Origin of the sequence: Noviherbaspirillum suwonense (genome assembly GCF_900182955.1) — a bacterium.
Taxonomy (GTDB): domain Bacteria; phylum Pseudomonadota; class Gammaproteobacteria; order Burkholderiales; family Burkholderiaceae_D; genus Noviherbaspirillum_A; species Noviherbaspirillum_A suwonense.
The window spans coordinates 61,632-80,857 of the sequence record NZ_FXUL01000028.1 but is presented as its reverse complement, the minus strand read 5'-3'; the positions used below and the strand labels follow the sequence as shown (position 1 = coordinate 80,857).

The following is a 19,226-nucleotide window of genomic DNA, read 5'->3' as shown; positions in this document are numbered from 1 at the left end:
AAGTGGGGCAAAAAAGGCGACCCCTACGATGGCGGTCCGCTGCGCGGACTGCACGCGCCGCCAGCACCTGAAACGGGAAGCGTCCGAAACTCGCTACGCTCAGACAGCGGACGCTTCTTTATCCGTTTCAGGTGCTGGCGACGCGTCGCCATCTAACGGGGATTCACTGCAACGGCAACGGCCACTTCACAGGCAACTGCAACTGCAACTGCAACTGCAACCGCAACCGCAACGGTCGCTGCGCGGCGCTAACTGCAACCGCAACGGTCGCTGCGCAGACGTCATTGACGCCACATGCCATTGCCATACCAACATCAATAACCGGCCCCGCGTGCCGACACGCCCACCACCCCCCTCAAGTTTCACCGTTTCCGTCCGATAACGTCGGCATCCTGTCCCCATCCCACCTACCGCAATGCTCAAGAATCTCACCATCAAGACCCGCCTGATCTTCGTGATCGGTTTTCTGTCCCTGCAACTCGTCGCCGGCGGCGTCATCGGCATTGTCAGCCTGAAGTTCGCCAATGACGACATCGAGTCGCTGTACCAGGATCGCCTGGTCGCCACCAGCCAGATCGACGCCGTGGCGCGCCTGATCAGTCGTAACGAGATCCTGCTGGCGCGCGCGATGACGGCCGAGTCGACCAAAATCGGCGGCCTGATGACGGAACTCGAAGCGAACCGCAAGGAAGCGGATGCGCTGTGGAAGACGTATGCGGCTGGCAGGAAGACGGCTGACGAGCAAAAGCTTGCCGAGCAGTTCACCGCGGCGCGCAAGATGTACCTGGACGAAGGACTGGTGCCGGCGACGCAGGCGGTGCGCGGCGACGATACCGGCCATGCGATCGAACTGCTGCATGGCCCGGTCACCACGCTGTCCGTCCCGATGCAGAACGCGATCGATAAACTGATCAAGCTGCAGTCCGGGATCGCCCGCGCCGATTTCGAGCGCAGCCAGACGGTCTATCAGTGGGTGCGCAATACCTGTTCGGCGGCGGTGGCGCTGGGGCTGCTGCTGGCGCTCGTCATCGGCTACAGGCTGGTGCGCGCCATTACCGGGCCGCTCGATGAAGCGGTGCGCATTGCCAGCGCGGTGGCGGCGGGCGACCTGACCCAGCATATCGCGGTGAACGGGAACGATGAGACCGGCAAGCTGATGCAGGCGTTGAAGAAGATGAACGACAGCCTGAAGGACATCGTCTCGCGCGTGCGCGTCGGTACCGACACCATCGTCACCGCTTCGGGCCAGATCGCGTCGGGCAATATGGACCTGTCCTCGCGCACCGAGCAGCAGGCCAGTTCGCTGGAGGAAACCGCGTCGTCGATGGAGCAGCTCAATTCGACGGTGCGGCAGAACGAGGACAATGCGCGCGCCGCCAACGAACTGGCGCTGGCGGCGTCCGGCGTGGCGGTCAGGGGCGGGCAGGTGGTGTCGGAAGTGGTGCAGACCATGGGCGCCATCAATGCCGCGTCGCACCGCATCGCAGACATCATCGGCGTCATCGACGGCATTGCATTCCAGACCAACATCCTGGCGCTGAATGCGGCGGTGGAAGCGGCGCGCGCGGGCGAGCACGGCCGCGGCTTCGCCGTGGTCGCGACCGAGGTGCGCAGCCTCGCGCAGAAGAGCGCTTCCGCGGCGCGTGAGATCAAATCCCTGATTACCGACTCGGTCAGCCAGGTCGATGGCGGCACCCGGCTGGCGCAGCAGGCCGGCGAGACCATGAAGGAAGTCGTCGCCAGCGTGCGCCATGTGACCGAGATGATGGGCCAGATCAGCTCGGCCAGCGCCGAACAGAGCGACGGCATCGGGCAGGTCAACCAGGCCATCGTGCAAATGGACCAGGCCACGCAGCAGAATGCGGCGCTGGTCGAGGAGGCGGCCGCCGCGGCCGGCGCGCTGCAGGCCCAAGCGCAGCAGCTGCTGGCCGCCGTGCAGGTATTCCGGCTCGAGGCAGGCGCGCCTGCCGCGCCTGCGCCAACCGCGACGGCTGCCATGCCTGCGATTGCAGCGAACGAAAGGTTGCCTGCACCGGTTTCCGGCGACGACTGGCAGACTTTCTGACAGGACCCCGGGCATCGGCTTCGGCAACCGCATGCCGCGGCCCGAAGCGGCCGGAGTCCAGCGCCCGGTCCTGACGCCCGGGACATTGGGCAGGCGACGCCACGCGAAGAACCGGCTCCCGGACGGCATGCTCCGGATCGCGGTACGTTCGATGCCGCGGATGCATCGGCGACCATTCGACGTAAATGCTGCAGGCCCCGTTCTGAACCGCACTTCAGCGCGAGGTACTGAGTTGCTCCTTCAAACCAGGGAGCAATCTCCATGTATCCGAGCCTCAACTTGCCGCTGCCGCCTTCCAGCGTCGTCACAGGCAGCCTCGCCACGTGCGCTCGGCCGCCCATCGGCGTTCCACAGGACGATGGCAGCCGCCATTTCGATGCCGACGCAATGGGCCGGATCGTCCGGCTCGTGGCGGTGTCCGGGGACCGGCGGGACGTCTGCTTCCTGGCGCAGGCGCATCCCTATTTCCATCGCGAGACCGACGATGCGCGGGTGCGGCTTTACTTCGAGACGCAGGTCGCGCGCCTTCAGGGCGAGTCGTCGCCGGTGGCATTCCATGCATTGTTTTCGGCGATGCTGCTAGCGATGCACAGCGCCGGAGACCGCTTGCCGGTCGACGATCGCCTTTACTTCCTGACGCGGCTTACGGATTGCGTGACTGACCGCCCGGACATATACAAGCTCGGCAAGGGCTGCCTGTCGGCGATCTCCAGCGCCGGCGACTCGCTCAGGCTGGACCCGCAATCGAAGCTGGCGCTGATCATCTACCTGATGGCAGGCCATCGCAAACACCCTGATTTCGCGAGTCTGCGGCGCCGCATCCTGGACGGGCCTCTGCGCGAGGCAGCGATGCTGGAGCCGGGCGACGGCTTGCCGCAAGCGTATAAGGACGCGCTGGCATTGCTGGCCGAGCTGATGAGCAGGGAATTCACCGGGGGCGGCCAGGACGCATCCGCATCGGTATTTGTCGCAGGCGTGCTGTCGCGCATTGCCGACTGGCCTCCGTTCTGGAAGGCCGGCATGCTGCGCTGTCTCGCATTCCGGCTCGGTGCCTACCCGTCGCCGGTACAGCTTCAGTTCGCCGACCAGCTGTTTCACCAGATGCTTGCTTTGCCCGAAGCGCATCGCGATGCCGTATCGAGGGAACTCGGCGGCTACATATACGAAGCGCTCACCCGGCCTTTCGAAGCCGGCTTCACATACGAATTGATGGAACGGGTGCTGGCATGGCTGCCTGAATGCGAAATAATGTCGACCCATGAGTTGGCCTGCCTCTTCGACGGCCTCGGCGCGCTGCTGGTCTCGGAGGCGTCACGCTCGCTCAGCCTGGCTGCGGCCCCCGAGCAGCAGGCCAGGTTCAGGACGTTCTACAAGGCGGTAATGGCTGTCGGCATGCGGATCCCGGCGGACCGGCGCGGCATGACGCAGGTCAGGCTCCTTGCGCTGGCCCCCCAGTGCCTGGACGACCCGACGAGCGCGGCCGCATTCAAGGCGCTGTGGGATGAGACCGTGGGCCGGGACGGCGCATTTGCCTGCCTGTACCGCATGCTGAAAACCCTGCTGACAGAATGCCGCAATGCGCCGGAGATCGTCAGGTTCCTGGTGCGGCAGGTCGAGCGTTTGCCGGAGGCCGAAAGATTCATCATCGCCTTGTCGATCTACCTGAAACATGCGCACGGCTCGCTGAAGCCCGAGGTCGCCGACGCAATCCTTGCGCATCTGCCTGCCGTTCACCCGGATATGCGCTCCCTGGTCCTGTTCGACCTGCTGATCGCGTTGAACCCGGACGCCGGGGAACTTCAGATGGTGAAGTCCGGCGGATGGTCTCTTCGCCTGAATACTGCGCACCTGGCTTATCTGCCGCGGGCCTATATCGACGCCACCCTGCAACAACTGTACCTGGCCGATAAGGCCGTTGACGGCGCCGACCGGATTCTCAAGCGCATCCTCCAATGCCTACAGGGGCTGGACGAGGGCGCGCTGGCGCATTTCCTCAACTATGCCAAAGTGAATTTCGATGAAGATTTGCTGCACCGGTCGCATGGCTGGCTGCTCGACATCGCGGATGGGTTCGCGCCGGTTTCGCGCAGGAGGATCGCCGTCGGCGTGCTGTCGCATGTGTCGGCGATGCCGATGGCGCATCCGCAGGTCGCGTCGTCGGTGTCCGCGTCGGTCGACCGCGCATTCGGCTTGGTCGGATCGCTCCCCGATCCGGTCAAGGCCGAGGCGCTATACCAGTTGTGCCAGGTCGGTCTATTGCCCGGGGAACGAAGATCGACATGGGGCAGAGGCAGGGTATTCCATTTCCTGCTTGCTGCCCTGGCGACGCTGCCGATGCAGGAGCGGGGCCGCGTGCTTTACGCGCTGGCCTGCAGCCAGGACCTGCGGCTTCCGCAAGGAGCAAACATACTTGAACTGTTCCGCGGGGAGGCTGCGCTGCTGGACGCCGATATCAGGGATGCATGGCTGGTCCTGATCGAACTGCGGTCCATCAACCCGGAGAGCAGGCATGCCGACGCCGGATACGCAGACTTCCTGCGGCTGAAGGCCCGGTGCGCAGGGATCGCCGACGCCGTTCAGCGATTTGCGGTCATGAAGGAGATCGGCAGGATGGAAGCCGCCTTTCGAAACAACTCCTTCCTGGAAGCCGATAGGGTGTAAGCGCCGGCTGCCGCCTGCAGGTCACCTGCGCCGTTACACGCAAGCACTGGACTTCCGGTGAACCGTGGCCGATGTGTATTGCGATAAAATGCGCTCCCATTTCCCGGATTTCTACATGGCGCTTTTTCCGTTCCAGAAGCATCGCCGCAGGCTGCGCTGCCTTTTCCTCTTCCTGTTCCTCACCGTGACTGCGGCGCATGGCGCAGGCAAGCAGCCGGTGCTGGTGGGCCTGGACGCGGAATTCGGGCTCGACAACAGCATCTCGGCGCAGGCGGTCGAACTGGGCATGCGCACGGCCATCGCCGAGATCAATGCCGGCGGTGGGGTGCTCGGCGGCCGCATGCTGGAACTGGTCACCAGGGACCACCGCTCGATTCCGGCGCGCGGCATCCGCAATATCAAGGAACTGGCGGCCATGCCCAACCTGGTCGCCGTGTTCGGCGGGCGATTCAGCCCGGTGCTGATCGAGCAGCTGCCCACGCTGGCGGCGGCGAAGCTGCCGTTCATCGCGGTCTGGTCGTCGGCCGACGCGATCGTCGACAATGGCAGCGAGCCGAACTACATGTTCCGCGTGTCGCTGCGCGACAGCCTGGCCATGCCGCACATGCTGAGGAGCGCGGAGCAGCGCGGCCTGCATCGCGTCGGCCTGCTGCTGACCAGCACCTCGTGGGGCCGCAGCAACCAGGCGGCAGCCGACCGCTATGCCGGCAGCGGCAAGGGCCGTGCAAGCATCGTCCAGACTGCCTGGTACAACTGGCGCGACAGCACGCTGATGCCGGGCTACCAGCGCCTGCTGGCAGCCGGCGCCCAGGCTGTCGTGCTGGTGGCCAATGACGACGAGGCCGCGATCCTGGTCAAGGAGATCGCCGCGCTGCCGCCGGCACAGAGGCTGCCCGTGATCAGCCATTGGGGCGTCACGGGCGGCAATTTCGTGGGCCAGGCCGGGCCGGCGCTGCAGCAGGTGGACTTTTCGGTGATCCAGACGTTCAGCTTCTTCAAGGCCGATCCGAAACCGCTGGCTGCCTTCATGAAGACCGTGGCGACGCTGTCGCCGGTGCGCCGCATCGAGGATATCCAGGCGCCGGTCGGCGTCGCCCACGCATATGACGGCGTGCACCTGCTGGCGCGGGCCATCGAGAAGGCCGGCAGCGCCGAGCGGCCGGCGGTGCGGGACGCACTGGAGAGGCTGGGAAGCTACCGCGGCCTGGTGCGTCGCTACAACCCGCCCTTCACGCGCAGCCGGCACGAGGCGCTCGGCCCGGAGCAGCTGCTGATGGCCCGTTTCCGCCCGGACGGCGTGCTCGTCCCGGCTGGCCGGTAGCATGCTGTTCGACCGCCTCGCCGCCGGCAGCCTTGCGCGCCGCTTCGCATTCTCGGCGGCGGCGCTGGCGGCCGCCGCGCTGCTGCTGACGCTGTTCGCATCCTGGGCGCTGGTGGCGCAGCAGCATGCATCCGGCTTGCGGGCGCTGCAGACGAAGGAAATGGACTTCCACGAAGCCAGCGTCCACGGTTCGCTCCAGGCGCTGGCGACGCGGCTGGGCGAGGTCGCCGACAGCGCGATCCTCGCCAATGCGCTGGTCGACAGCGCCGGCCGCGAGACCTATCTGCGGCCCTATCTGAACGGCGCGCGCCAGGTCAACGGCGTGCCGGTGCAGCTGATGCTGACCGACTTCGAGGGCAATGCGATCAGCGAAAGCAGCGGCGCGCAGTTTTCACCGGCGCAGCTGGCATGGCTGCGGCGGCAACTCGAGAAGGCTGTCGACACGGCGACGGTGATGGATGCGCCGGATGGGCCGGAGCTGCTGGCCGTCCGGCTGCTGCGCTACACCCGCACGCAGACGCCGGAAGGCGCGCTGATCTACAAGGTGCGGCTGGACGACATCGAAAAGGATCGTGCGATCCGGCTGGTCGCAGGCGGGCGCAAGGCCGGATCGTCCGAAAGCCAGCGCGCGGTCAGCGTGCCGCCGGTTTATAGCGACCTGGGGCTGACCCTGGTGCGCACTGGCGCCAGCCCGGTCGACTACAGCGCGCTGCTGCCGCATTACGCGCTGATCCTGGCGGTGGTGCTGGCCCTGGCCACCGCGGTGCTGCTGCTGGGCGCGCGCCTGGCGCTGGCGCTGACGCACGACCTCCGCCGGCTGGAGGGTTTCTCCAGCAGCGTCGTGCGCGACGGCTTCGGCGGACGCCGTGCGGAAGTGCGCGGCAGCCGCGAAGTGGCGAGCCTTGCCCATTCGATCAATCACATGGTGGACCGGCTGCATCGGCAGCATGCGCAGCTCCAGAACGAAAGCGAGCGCTTCCACCAGCTTGCCAACACGATTCCGCAGATGGCCTGGATCGCCAGCGCCGCCGGCGAGGTGGAATGGTACAACGACCGCTGGTACGCCTACACCGGCATTGCGCCGGGCCAGGCTGCGGGCGACGGCTGGCGGCAGTCGCTGGACGAAGCGGACACGCCCGGCGTCATCAGCCAGTGGCGCGCAGGCATCGCCAGCGGCGAAGCTTTTTCCCTGACCATCTCGATGCGCGGCGCCGACCGCCAGGCGCGCCGCTTCCTGACCCAGCTGGCGCCGCTGCGCGATGCCGGCGGCAGCGTGGTGCAGTGGTTCGGCACGAATACCGACCTGACGCCGCTGGAACAGGCGGAGCGTGCGGTGCGTGAAAGCGAGGAGCGGCTGCGCGAGGGCCTGCAGGCCGCAAACATGGCCGCATGGACCTGGGACCTGCATAGCGGCGAGACCCGTTTTTCGGACAATGCCACGGTCCTCTTCGGCGCAGCCTGGCGCAGCGACGGCGGCGACTGGTGTTTCCTGCCCGAGGCCGACCGCGCCAGGCTGCGCGAGATGGCGGAGGACGCGCTGGTCCGGCATGCATCCTATCGCTGCGAGGTCGAGCTGCCGCCGGCGGGCGGCGCCGAGGCGCGATGGATCGAAGTGCGCGGCAAGGCCGACAGCCGTGCCGACGCGCCGGGAAGCAGCAGCGGCATCGTGCTCGATGTCAGCGAACGCAAGCGCGCCGAAGTGGCGCTGCTGCTGGCGGACCAGCGCAAGGACGAATTCCTGGCAATGCTGGCGCATGAACTGCGCAATCCGCTGGCGCCGATCTCCAGCGCGGTGAAGATCATGGAGCTGGTGTCGCCGGATGCGCCGCCGCAGGTCAGGAAAGCGCGCGAAGTCATCGACCGCCAGACCCGCCACCTGTCGCGCCTGGTCGACGACCTGATGGACGTGTCCCGCATTTCCACCGGCAAGATCGCGCTGCGCGACGAGCAGGTCGACGCCGCCGCCATGGTGCTGCGCGCGATCGAAATGAACCGGCCGCTGCTGGAGGCGCGCGGCCACAGGCTGGAAACGCACGGGCTGTCGCAGCAGCAGATGCTGCGCGGCGATTCGACCCGCCTGACGCAGGTGATCGGCAACCTGGTCAACAATGCGGCCAAGTACACCGAGGCCGGCGGCATCATCCGCGTGAGCCTGGAGCGCGACGGCGCCTGGCTGGTGATACGCGTGGCCGACAACGGCGTCGGCATGTCGCCCCAGATCCTGCCGCATGTGTTCAACCTGTTCCTGCAGGCCGAGCGTTCGCTGGACCGGTCGCTGGGCGGGCTGGGCATCGGCCTGTCGGTGGTCAAGCAGCTGACCGAGCTGCATGGCGGCACGGTCGAGGCGCACAGCGCCGGCGAACGCATGGGCAGCGAATTCGTGGTGCGGCTGCCGGCGCCGGGTATCGCGCGGACGGCCGACGCCGGCGTGCCGGCGACCATTGCCGCGCCGCCGGCGCGCCGGATCCTGGTGGTGGACGACAACCGCGACGCGGTCGACGCGCTGGCGATGATGCTGAAGCTTGGCGGGAACGACGTCGAGATTGCCTACGAAGGCATGGCCGCGCTCGCCATCGCGCAATCCTTCGTGCCGGATGCGGTGGTGCTGGACATCGGCCTGCCTGGCATCGACGGCTACGAAGTCGCGCGGCGGCTGCGCGCGCGGCCGGAAACCGCCGGCGCGCTGATCGTGGCCGTCACCGGCTATGGCCAGAAGGAAGACCGCGAACGCTCCCGCGCGGCCGGCTTCGACCACCACCTGGTCAAGCCGATCGAGTCCGATGCGCTGCTGAAGCTGCTGGGCGGGCAGGGCGACGCCGACTGACGGGTGCGACGGGTGCGACGGGTGCGGCAGGCTCGGCACCTGGCCTGCGCCGTCAAGCCGGCACGGGCAGCCGCTCCTGACCTACTGCGCGCGCCTCCGGGCAGCGCTGCCCGTCATGGCGCTTGCCGCAGCGCCCGCGCGACGGCTGCCGCCTGCAGCCCAACCTTGCGCGCATCCGTCAGCAGCATCCTGGTGCGGCGTTTCAGCGGCGCCCAGCCCGACCAGGCGCCATGCGCTTCCACCGTTTCGGCGGGGACGGGCGCAGGCGCGACGCCGGAATCGAGCGCGGCGAATGCCTGCTGCAGCGTCAGGCTTGCCCGGTCGCAGGCTTCGTCCAGCCACGCATTGACCGTCTCGCGCGGCAGCGCGTCCGCGTGGTTGCGCAGCAGCAGCCGGATCGCGGCGACCTGCGACGCCACCAGGTAGTTCTGCAGGATGAACTGGTTGATCTCCTCGACCGCGCGCCGCTTGCTGGCCGGCTCGTCCTGCATCCGCATCAGCGCTGCCGACAGCGCGGCCAGGTGGTCGGTGAACTGCTTGCGCCGCAGGCGGTAGACGAAGTCGTTCTCGACCCGCGCCTGCAGCAGCTCGCGCGCCGCGGCGATGTAGTCGACGCCGGCCTGCAGCACGTTGCGCAGCAGGCCCGGCAGCGTGCGGTATTCCCAGCTAGGAAGCACGAAGCTGAACAGCGTGGCAATGGCCGCGCCGATCAGGGTGTCGAGCAGGCGCTCGCTGACGACATGGCTGCTGTCGGGCAGCAGCAGGCTCATCTGCAGCAGGATCTGCATGCTGGCGGCAACCGCGGTATAGCGGTACTTGATCTGGACGAACGCCGGTCCGGCGGCGGTGGCGATGAACAGCAGGCCCAGCAGCACCGCCGGTTCGCGGGTGACATGCAGGATGAGCGCGGTCAGCCCGCAGCCGACCAGCGTGCCGACGACGCGGTCGCGCCGGCGCTGGCGGGTCATGCTGAAGGTCGGCTTCAGGATCACGGCAATGGTCAGCACGATCCAGTAGCCATGCGACGCATAGGGAAGGTGTTCGGCCACCAGCAGTCCGAGGCCCACGGCCAGCAGCACACGCAGCGAGAATCGGAAGATCGGCGAATCCATCCGCATGTTCTGGCGCAGCACGCCGAACTCGTATTTCTGCTGCGTCAGGAAAGGCGTCATGTCGTTGGCCGGCGCCAGTTCCAGGCCTTCGGCATCCGGCTGCGTGGCGCGGTGCAGCTGGGCGATCATGCCGACCATGCCGCTGATGCGGCTGAACGAGGAACGAAGCATGGCCAGCGCCTCCTCGCCGACAGGCTGCCGCTCCATCGTCTCCATTTCCTCCAGCGCAGCCGACAGCGCCTTCAGCTCCGCCGCGTAGCTGACCCGCTGCACCGACGGGCGGTGGCTGGTGATCGCGAACGCGAGCGACTCGATGTCGGTGGCGGCCTTGGCGATCAGGTCGCGCATCCAGGTCAGCACGTCGGCATCGGCGAACTGGCGGCGCAGCAGCGCATAGTCGGTGTAGGTCGCCAGCACCAGCTCGTACAGGTCCAGCATCGCGTAATGCACCTGCACCAGCACCTTGTCGCGTTCGGTGCGCGGGCCGCGCAGTATCAGGTCGCGCGCCGCCTGCTGCCGTTCGGCCAGCACGACCTGGCGGCGGATCAGCGCATTCGACTGCGTGTTGAGGTCCACATGGACATCGTAGAATCCGGCCTTGGTGCTGACATACAGCGCCAGTTCATACAGCGCCTCGGCCAGCACCTGTTCCTTGATGCGCCGGCGCAGCATCCAGGCAATCGCGATGGCATAGGCCAGGTAGGCCAGCCCGCCAGCCATGAACAGGCCGGCATGCGCGAGCGCCTGCAGCGGCCGCAGCTCGGTCTGCATGGCCAGCGACATGACGAACAGCGCGGCGAACTGCAGCGGCAGGCCCTTGCGGCCGAATGCCACCATCATGCTGGCGAAGAAGCTCACCAGCGCCACCATGATGCCCAGCAGCCAGTGGACCGGCGCGCACAGGCTGATGACCAGCGTGACCGCGGAGCCCAGCAGCACGCTGGCCAGCATTTCGTTGAACTTGTGGCGCAGGGGACTGGGCAGGTCCATCAGGCTGGTGCACAGCGCGCCGATGCAGACCACCATCGCCAGGTCGAGCCGCGTGGCCCAGAGGGTCAGCAGGGTCAGGCCGAGGACGCCGGTGGCGATGCGCAGCCCGGTGGAAAAATAATGGCTGTACAGGAAGGTGCGGGGCGTCAGCGCGTAGTGCATGGAGTGATTGGCGGCCTTGGCTTGTCGGTGACGCGAATGATAGCGCGGCGGGCTGCCCGGCGGATTGCGATGGTCGTGATGGACGAAGGTATGCAACGACGCCACGTTGCCACGATGCGTTCGCATGCCGATTGCCGTTACCATGCAGGTCCGACCAGCGCCACGGAGTGTGCCATGCATCGCAACCAGTTCAAGTCCGCCCTACAAGCCCGCCAGCCGCAGATCGGCTTGTGGATGTCCCTCGCCAATCCCTACACCGCCGAGATCTGCGCGACCGCCGGCTTCGACTGGCTGCTGGTCGACGGCGAGCATGGGCCGAACGACGTGCGCAGCATGCTTGCGCAGCTGCAGGCGGTGGCCGCCTATCCGGGCCACGCGGTGGTGCGCGCGGTCAGCGACGACACGGCGCTGGTCAAGCAGCTGCTCGACATCGGCGCGCAGACGCTGCTTGTCCCGATGGTCGACGATGCCGCGCAGGCGCAGCGCCTGGTGGCGGCGACCCGCTATCCTCCGCAGGGCAGGCGCGGCGTGGGCAGCTTCGTCGCCAGGGTGTCGCGCTGGGGCGCAGAGGCCGATTACCTGGACCATGCGAATGACCAGGTGTGCCTGCTGGTGCAGGCCGAGACCCGTGCCGCGCTCGACAACCTCGACGCGATCTGCGCGGTCGACGGGGTCGACGGCGTCTTCATCGGTCCGGCCGATCTCGCCGCGTCGCTGGGCCATCGCGGCGACGCCGGCCATCCGGATGTGCTGGCCGCGATCGACGACGCGATACGCCGCATCGTCGCCAGCGGCAAGGCGGCCGGCATCCTGAACACCGACCAGGCGCTGGCGCGGCATTACCTGGCGCTGGGCTGCACCTTTGTCGCGGTCGGCCTGGATGTGAGCCTGCTGGCCGCCGGAGTGCGCCGGCTGCGCGGTGACTTTGCGGACATCGGCGCGGGCAGGGAGTCCTGATCCGGAAGAAAGCGCCCGCGCGGTAGGAATGCGCCGACACGGGATTGGGGGCTTTGCTGATTACCTTCGGGGCCGCGGGTCTGGCAGCATGCGGTGTGAAGTGCAGACTGGGCAGTGTTCCCACTTGGATAAAAGGACAAGCAGATGAAAACGCAACTCAAGAGTCTCGCAGAGCAGGTCATCGTGATCACCGGCGCCTCCAGCGGCATCGGCCTCACGACCGCGCGGATGGCCGCGGAGCGCGGCGCGCGGCTGGTGCTGGTGGCCCGCAACGGCGACGCGCTGGAAACCATTGCCGGCGACTTGCGCGCGCTGGGCGCCGAAGTGATCTGCGTCGTCGCCGACGTCGGCCGGGAGGAAGAGGTCAGGGCCGCCGCGCGCAAGGCGATCGAGCATTTCGGCGGTTTCGACACCTGGGTCAACAACGCCGGCATCTCGATCTTTGGACGCAACGAGGAAGTATCGCGGGAAGACCAGCGCCGGTTGTTCGACACCAATTTCTGGGGCGTGGTCCACGGTTCGCTGGCAGCCGTCGAGCACCTGAAGAAAAAGGGCGGCGCGCTGATCAACCTGGGCAGCGAGCTGTCGGATTCGGCGGTGCCGCTGCAGGGCATGTATGCGGCGTCCAAGCATGCGGTGAAGGGCTTCACCGATTCGCTGCGCATCGAGCTGATGGAAGAGGAAGCGCCGGTGTCGGTCACGCTGATCAAGCCGGCGGCGATCGACACGATGTTCGTGCCGCATGCGAAGAACTACATGGACGTCGAGCCCAAGCTGCCGCCGCCGATCTATGCGCCCGACCTGGTCGCCAACGCGATCCTGACCGCGGCCCAGCATCCGCACCGCGACGTCTATGTCGGCGCCGCCTCCAAGCTGACCTCGTCGACCGCGCATCATGCGCCGGCGGTGCTCGACTCGCTGATGAAGCGGCTGATGTTCAAGCAGCAGCGCACCGACCAGCCCGCAGGCGACCGGGACGACAACAGCCTTTATTCTCCGGCGCCGGGCGCCGGCGGACGCGAGCGCCAGGGCCACAAGGGCGTGGTATTCGAGTCCGCGCCATACACGGCGGCAACGCTGCATCCGCGCACGACCGCGGTCGCCATTGGCGCCGGCATTGCGCTGCTTGCGCTATGGCAGGGCCGCCAGCCCGCCCGGCGCAAGCTGGGCTTCACGCGCTGAGCGGCGCGCGTTGGAACGGGTTGCCGCGGCTTAGCCGCGGCAACTCAGCACGGCCTGCGTGTCTTCCCGCAGCGCCGTGCGCAGCATGCGGCCGTTGCCGCAGCGGTAGGTGATCTCCAGCGTCTTGGCGCGGCGCGGGGCAGGGTCGCCGCACAGGCGGTTGTCCGCCCGCACCAGCGGTTCGCGCTGCCGTTCCACCATGGCCTGCACCGCTGGGCGCGCATCGCAGACGCCGTCGCGGTCGCCGTAGACCGCGTCCTCGATGATGATGCGCCTGCGGCCGCCGCCTGGCTCCACCATGCCCGGGCCGCCCATGTTGCCGCCGCGGGCCGCGTCCATGCCGGCCCGGTAGCCGTCGTCGTAGCCGCGCCGGTATTCCATGCTCTGGGCCTGCGCTGCGCCCAGCGGCGCAAGCAGAAGGGCCAGCGCAAGCGCCTGGAACGGCCTGGCTGCCGGCATTGCCGATAATTTCATATGCATCGTGGTCTCCTGGACAATCAATGCGCGAAGGTTATCGCGTTCGCAAGGGCCAGTCTGTGCGCTAAACCGCAATTGCCTGTTGTCGCCGGTCATCTTCGGGCAAGGCAGGCTACAATCTGCGCCTTCCGGCCGCCGAGGCCGGCTCATTTTCCGTTCCCAGTCATGTCGATCTCGCCGCGCCGCACCGCCTTTTTACTCCTGCTCGCTTCCATGGGCGCAAGCCACGCCGCCGTTCCTGCCGTGCTGTCCGCCTGCGCCGGCCTCGCCGACGATGGCGAGCGGCTGGCCTGCTACGATCGCGCCAGCGGCAGGGCGGCGCAGTCTCCGGAGCCGGTGCCCGCAGTTTCCCCGGCAGCTTCTCCGGCGGCGGTGGCCGACGCGGCACAGCCGGCGGCGGGCAGCGCCGCGCCGGGCGCCAGCGCCGGCAGCTTCCTGTCGCGGCACTGGGAGCTGGACGACGCCGACAAGCGCGGCACCTTCCGCTTCCGTCCGCACAATGACAACTACCTGCTGCTCGCCAGCCTGAATTCCGCGCCCAACGGCGAGCCGTTCAGGCCGGGCAATCCGCTTTCCTCGCGCTCGTCGGTCGGCCCCGACCATGTCGAACTCGCTTTCCAGCTCGGTTTCAAGACCAAGCTGGTCGAGCGCGCGGCCGGCACCCGCGGCGACCTCTGGTTCGGCTACACCCAGCAGAGCTACTGGCAGGCCTACAACACGGCGGCATCGCGGCCGTTCCGCGAGACGAACTACCAACCTGAACTGATGGCGGTGCTGCCGATGGACGTGGCGCTGGGCGGGCTGCATGCCCGTTTCGTCAACCTCGGCGTGGTGCACCAGTCCAACGGGCAGTCCGGCACGCTGTCGCGCAGCTGGAACCGGGTCTATGCGCAGCTGGGAATGGAATACGGCGCGCTGGCGCTCAGCGCACGGGTGTGGCGGCGGCTGGACGGCGGGCCGGACGACGATAATCCCGATATCCTCGACTACATGGGCCGCGGCGATGTCAATGCTGTCTGGCGCTACGACGGGCATGAACTGTCGCTGACTGCGCGCCGCAATTTCAGCACACGGCATGGCGCGCTGCAGGCAAGCTGGGCTTTCCCGGTGGCGGCCGGGCTGAAGGGCTATGTGCAGGTGTTTTCAGGCTACGGGCAGACGCTGATCGACTACAACTATGCGCAGAGGGCGCTGGGGCTGGGCTTCCTGATCGACTTCTGACGCAAGTTTTACGCGCGTTCGCCGTCTGACGCCTGCCGGCTGCCGCCGCATCGGGCTGTTTGCCGAAGATGGCCGCCGGAAGTCAATTCCTGCGCTTACTGGCGGAACACGAAGCCGCCATTCTCGTCATGTTCGGCGACCCGGTCGCGTCCCGCGTGCTTGGCCGCATACAGCGCCTCGTCCGCGGCCTTGATGAAGGCTTCATGCGTGTCGAAGCGGCGCTCGCCATCCATGTGCGACGCCATCCCGAAGGAGGCGGTGACCGTCACCAGCTGGTCCTCGTGCCGCACCATCAGCCCGGACACCACGCGCTTGAGCCGCAGCAGCAGGTTGCCGGCCGCGGCAATCGACGTGCCGGGCAGCACCAGCGCGAACTCCTCGCCGCCGAAGCGGGCGAACAGATCTTCCTGACGCAATTCCTTCATGATGGTGCGCACCATGGAAATGAGCACCATGTCGCCGGCCTGGTGGCCGTAGGTGTCGTTGACCGACTTGAAATGGTCGATGTCGAGCAGGGCGACCGTCAGCGGCCAGCCGTGCCGGTTCGACAGCTCGAACTCGCGCCGGACGACTTCCTCGAAATGCCGCCGGTTGTGCGCGCCGGTCAGGGCGTCGCGCTGCGAGCGGGCTTCCATCTCGCGCATCTCGTGGAGCTGGTGCGTCACCAGCAGTTCCTGCGCCTGCGCCATGATCGCGGCCGCGTCGGACGGCCGGAACAGGGTGATGTCGAACAGTTCTTCCATCGCCGGCGCTTCATTGGCCAGCTGCTTCAGGGCGTCGGAGATGGCGGCGGCGTCCAGTCCCAGCCGCGCCGCGGCGATGGCTGCGCGGCTGGCGACGGCGGCGTTGCCGGGGTAGAGCACCAGGTCGGCCACCGGCCCGGATGCCGCGATGCACGCATGCATGCCCGGTTCCGGCTCGGCCTGCAGCGCGTGGCTGGCCAGGCAGGCCTGCGCCAGGTAGTCGGGCAGTTTCCAGCGCGCCAGCAGCCAGTGCCCGGCCTCGTCATGGCCGCAGTCGAACGCGGCCCGTTCTGCTTCCAGCAGCGCGTCGTTGTCGCGTGCGCTCGCATAGACCGGCGCGTATTCGTCCGGCATCATGCTCGCGAGCGCCAGCACGCCGACATCCTGCAGCAGCGCCGCAGTGAACAGGTCGTCGATATATTCCAGCCCGCGCCGCGCGCCCAGCGCCCTGGCCGCCAGCGCCGACAGCAGCGCGCGCCGCCAGAACAGCGTCATGTCCAGCCGCGCGCCGGACTGGCTGCGGAAGGCATTTGTCAGCGTGAACGACAGCGCAATCATCACCGAGGCCCGCATGCCCATCAGCCCGACCGCCTCGCGCACATTGGAAGGCTTGCGCCGGCTCTGGTAGAACGCCGAGTTCGACACCCTGAGCAGCTTGGCGGTCAGCGCCGGGTCGCGGGCGACCGTGTCGCACAGTTCCCGCATATGCACATCCGGCGAATTGGCCAGGTCGACCACCCGAAGCGCGACTGCCGGGAGGGTCGGCAAGGTCGTGCAAAGCTGCAGGCGCTGCGTGATGAGAGGATTCAAGTTGGACTGATTCGCGATGTTATTGTTATGGATATTAACATATTGCGATCTGGAAATATTAGAGACTGACAATCAGTCTGAAAAATACAACTAACCGGCGGGCGCATTCATCGCTGCGGTGACCTTCAGCACTTCGTCGGCCGTGGTCAGTCCTTCCGCTACCTTATGGGCGCCGGCCACGCGCAGCGGCGTCATGCCGTCGGCCAGCCCCTGGCGCATCAACTGGTGGTTGTCGGTGCGCGCGCCGATCAGCCGCGAGAATGCCGGCGTGACGGTCAGCAGCTCATACAGGCCGGAGCGGCCGCGATAGCCGGTCTGGCGGCACTCCGGGCAGCCGACCGGGCGATAAACCCGTTCCGGCTTCGGCAGCGGCGTGCCCGGCGTCAGGCTGGCCCAGACCTCGTCCGACAATACGCCGTCGTCGCTCTTGCAGTGCGGGCAGAGCAGCCGCACCAGGCGCTGCGCGAGCACGCCGGCCAGCGTGGCCTCCAGCAGGTAATGCGGCACGCCCAGTTCCAGCAGGCGCATCACCGCCGATGGCGCATCATTGGTATGCAGCGTGGACAGCACCAAATGGCCGGTCAGCGCCGCCTGTATTGCCATTTCGGCGGTTGCCAGGTCGCGTATCTCGCCGACCATGATGATGTCCGGGTCCTGCCGCATCAGCGCCCGCACGCCGTCGGCGAAGGACAGGTCGATGCCGTTCTGCACCTGCATCTGGTTGAATGCCGGCTCCACCATCTCGATCGGGTCTTCCACCGTGCAGACATTCACCTCCGCGGTGGCGAGCGCCTTGAGCGTGGTGTACAGCGTGCTGGTCTTGCCTGAGCCGGTGGGGCCGGTGACCAGCAGGATGCCGTTGGGACGCGAGGTCAGCGCATCCCAGCGGGCCGCGTCGGCGGCCGGGAAACCGAGGTCGGCCAGCGTCTTGACCACCACTTCCGGGTCGAAGATGCGCATCACCAGCTTTTCGCCGAACGCGGTGGGCAGGGTCGACAGTCGCAGTTCGATTTCCTGCCCGTTGGCGGCGCGGGTCTTCACCCGGCCGTCCTGCGGCCGGCGCTTCTCGACCACGTCCATCCGGCCCAGCAGCTTGATACGGGAAGTCATCGCCAGCAGCACGGTCGGCGGCACCTGGTAGACCTGGTGCAGCAGGCCGTCGATGCGGAAGCGCACCAGCCCGGCCTCGCGCTTCGGTTCAAGGTGGATGTCGGAGGCGCGCTGCTCGAACGCGTACTGCCACAGCCAGTCGACGATGTTGATGATGTGCTGGTCATTGGCGTCGAGCTGGCGGTTGCCCTTGCCCAGTTCCACCAGCTGCTCGAAGTTGTTGCGCAGCGCCAGGTCCTGCCCGCCCTGGCGGCTGGCGCCCTTGATCGACTTCGCCAGCGCGAAGAACTGGGCGGTGTACTGCGCGATGTCGAGCGGACTGGCCATGACCAGCCTGACTTCGCGCCGGCTGACCTTGGCGATCTCGGGCATCCAGTCGACCCGAAACGGGTCGGCGGTGGCGATGGTCAGCTCGGTTGCCGACATCTCGACCGGCAGGATGTTGAAGCGCGACGCATATGCGGCCGACATCACGTCGGCCACGCGCGTGAAATCGATCTTCAGCGGGTCGATGCGGTAGAAAGCCAGGCCGCTGCGGCCCGCGACCCATTCGGTCAGCCAGTCCAGCGTCAGCGGCCGGTGCGGCGGCTTGGCCGACTGCAGCTTGGCCTGCGCCACCGCGACCAGCGGGTGCATCGCCATCGCGCTGGATTTCTGCAGGCCCAGCGCCTGGTTGTACAGCGCCCGCGCATCGGCCTGCGCGACGATGCGGTCGGCCACCAGCCAGGTGAAGACCTGGTGCAGGTCTAGCGGCTTCGGCGGCTGGGCGCTCATCGGATCAGGCCTTGCGCGCCGTCTGGATGCCGTTGACCCAGGTCCGCGCCGGCAGCCTGGTGGCGGCGCGGATCGCGTCGGCGCGCTCGTGCAGCAGCGCGAAGTCCAGCACCGGCTTGTCGCGGAAGGCCAGCGCCACCACGTTGCCGTCGTGTACCTCGGGCAGCGCGATCACATCGGCGAACGCATGCTTCATCGCCTTCAGGTTCTTCGCATAGCTCGGATGGTCGCCGAACAGGTTCACGGTCACCATGCCGCCCGGCGCCAGGCAGGCCGCGCAGTCCGCGTAGAATTCGGGCGTGTCCAGCACCGGGCCGCGGGCGGTGGCGTCGTACAGGTCGATCTGCAGCACGTCGATCGCACCGCGCCGGGCCGGGTCGGCGACGAATTCGCCTGCATCCATTTCAAACACGGTCAGCCGGTCGTCCTCGGGCGGCAGCTTGAACATCGACTCGCAGATGGCGACCACCGACGGGTTGAGTTCCACCGCGCTCACCCGGGCTCGGGGAAACTGGCGGTAGCTGAACTTGGTCAGCGCCCCGGTGCCCAGGCCGAGCTGCACGACATGGCCGGGTTCGGGCAGGAACAGCATCCACGCCATCATCTGCTGCGCGTATTCGAGTTCGATCCAGTCGGGCTTGCGCAGGCGCATCGCGCCCTGCACCCATTCGGTGCCGAAATGCAGGTAGCGCACCCCGGCTTCCTCCGACAGCGTCACCGGGGCGAACTTCGGCTTGCGTGCCAGGCGGGCGCTGGCTTCGGGACGGGAGCCGCGCAGCGACTCTTCCTTTTCAATGGACTTGCGTTTGATAAGCAT

12 protein-coding genes are annotated in these 19,226 nt (G+C 67.4%); 7 read left to right on the top strand and 5 right to left on the bottom strand.

What is annotated here, in order from left to right; genetic code table 11:
- Positions 1-415 precede the first annotated feature (415 nt).
- The 4 genes from QOL82_RS25340 to QOL82_RS25325 all read left to right on the top strand — a co-directional run bounded on the left by QOL82_RS25340 (position 416) and on the right by QOL82_RS25325 (position 8,871).
- A complete protein-coding gene (locus tag QOL82_RS25340) occupies positions 416-2,065 on the top strand; it encodes a methyl-accepting chemotaxis protein (protein WP_283445103.1) in 1,650 nt (549 codons plus the stop codon).
- Positions 2,066-2,326: 261 nt separating this feature from the next.
- A complete protein-coding gene (locus QOL82_RS25335) occupies positions 2,327-4,726 on the top strand; it encodes a hypothetical protein (protein WP_283445102.1) in 2,400 nt (799 codons plus the stop codon).
- A 115-nt stretch (positions 4,727-4,841) separates the two neighbouring features.
- A complete protein-coding gene (locus QOL82_RS25330) occupies positions 4,842-6,047 on the top strand; it encodes an ABC transporter substrate-binding protein (RefSeq protein ID WP_283445101.1) in 1,206 nt (401 codons plus the stop codon).
- Between the two features lies 1 nt (position 6,048).
- Positions 6,049-8,871 carry an ATP-binding protein gene (locus QOL82_RS25325; protein ID WP_283445100.1) on the top strand — a complete coding sequence of 941 codons (2,823 nt, stop codon included), beginning with the start codon at positions 6,049-6,051 and terminating at the stop codon, positions 8,869-8,871.
- 113 nt (positions 8,872-8,984) lie between these two features.
- Here QOL82_RS25325 and QOL82_RS25320 read toward each other — a convergent pair whose 3' ends face one another.
- A complete protein-coding gene (locus QOL82_RS25320; protein WP_346772318.1) occupies positions 8,985-11,261 on the bottom strand; it encodes an FUSC family membrane protein in 2,277 nt (758 codons plus the stop codon).
- A gap of 48 nt (positions 11,262-11,309) precedes the next feature.
- Between QOL82_RS25320 and hpaI the strand changes: the two genes are divergently transcribed.
- Positions 11,310-12,092, top strand: coding sequence for a 4-hydroxy-2-oxoheptanedioate aldolase (gene hpaI, locus QOL82_RS25315; protein ID WP_283445099.1), 783 nt, complete (start codon positions 11,310-11,312; stop codon positions 12,090-12,092).
- A 144-nt stretch (positions 12,093-12,236) separates the two neighbouring features.
- A complete protein-coding gene (locus tag QOL82_RS25310; RefSeq protein WP_283445098.1) occupies positions 12,237-13,274 on the top strand; it encodes an SDR family oxidoreductase in 1,038 nt (345 codons plus the stop codon).
- A gap of 30 nt (positions 13,275-13,304) precedes the next feature.
- On the opposite strand, the gene QOL82_RS25305 is transcribed toward QOL82_RS25310, so the two are convergent.
- Positions 13,305-13,754, bottom strand: a complete 450-nt coding sequence (locus QOL82_RS25305) for a hypothetical protein (RefSeq protein WP_283445097.1) — start codon at positions 13,752-13,754, stop codon at positions 13,305-13,307.
- 210 nt (positions 13,755-13,964) lie between these two features.
- Here QOL82_RS25305 and QOL82_RS25300 point away from each other — a divergent pair, with 210 nt between their 5' ends.
- Positions 13,965-14,972 (top strand): phospholipase A, encoded by a 1,008-nt coding sequence (locus tag QOL82_RS25300; protein WP_283445096.1) that lies wholly within the window; start codon positions 13,965-13,967, stop codon positions 14,970-14,972.
- 95 nt (positions 14,973-15,067) lie between these two features.
- On the opposite strand, the gene QOL82_RS25295 is transcribed toward QOL82_RS25300, so the two are convergent.
- From QOL82_RS25295 to QOL82_RS25285, 3 genes are all read right to left on the bottom strand, one after another.
- Entirely contained in the window at positions 15,068-16,525 is a 1,458-nt protein-coding gene (locus tag QOL82_RS25295) for a sensor domain-containing diguanylate cyclase (protein WP_283445095.1), read from the bottom strand.
- Between the two features lie 90 nt (positions 16,526-16,615).
- Positions 16,616-18,409, bottom strand: coding sequence for a type IV pilus assembly ATPase TfpB (gene tfpB / locus QOL82_RS25290; RefSeq protein ID WP_283445094.1), 1,794 nt, complete (start codon positions 18,407-18,409; stop codon positions 16,616-16,618).
- Between the two features lie 4 nt (positions 18,410-18,413).
- Complete coding sequence (locus QOL82_RS25285; RefSeq protein ID WP_283445093.1) at positions 18,414-19,226, bottom strand: class I SAM-dependent methyltransferase; 813 nt, start codon at positions 19,224-19,226, stop codon at positions 18,414-18,416.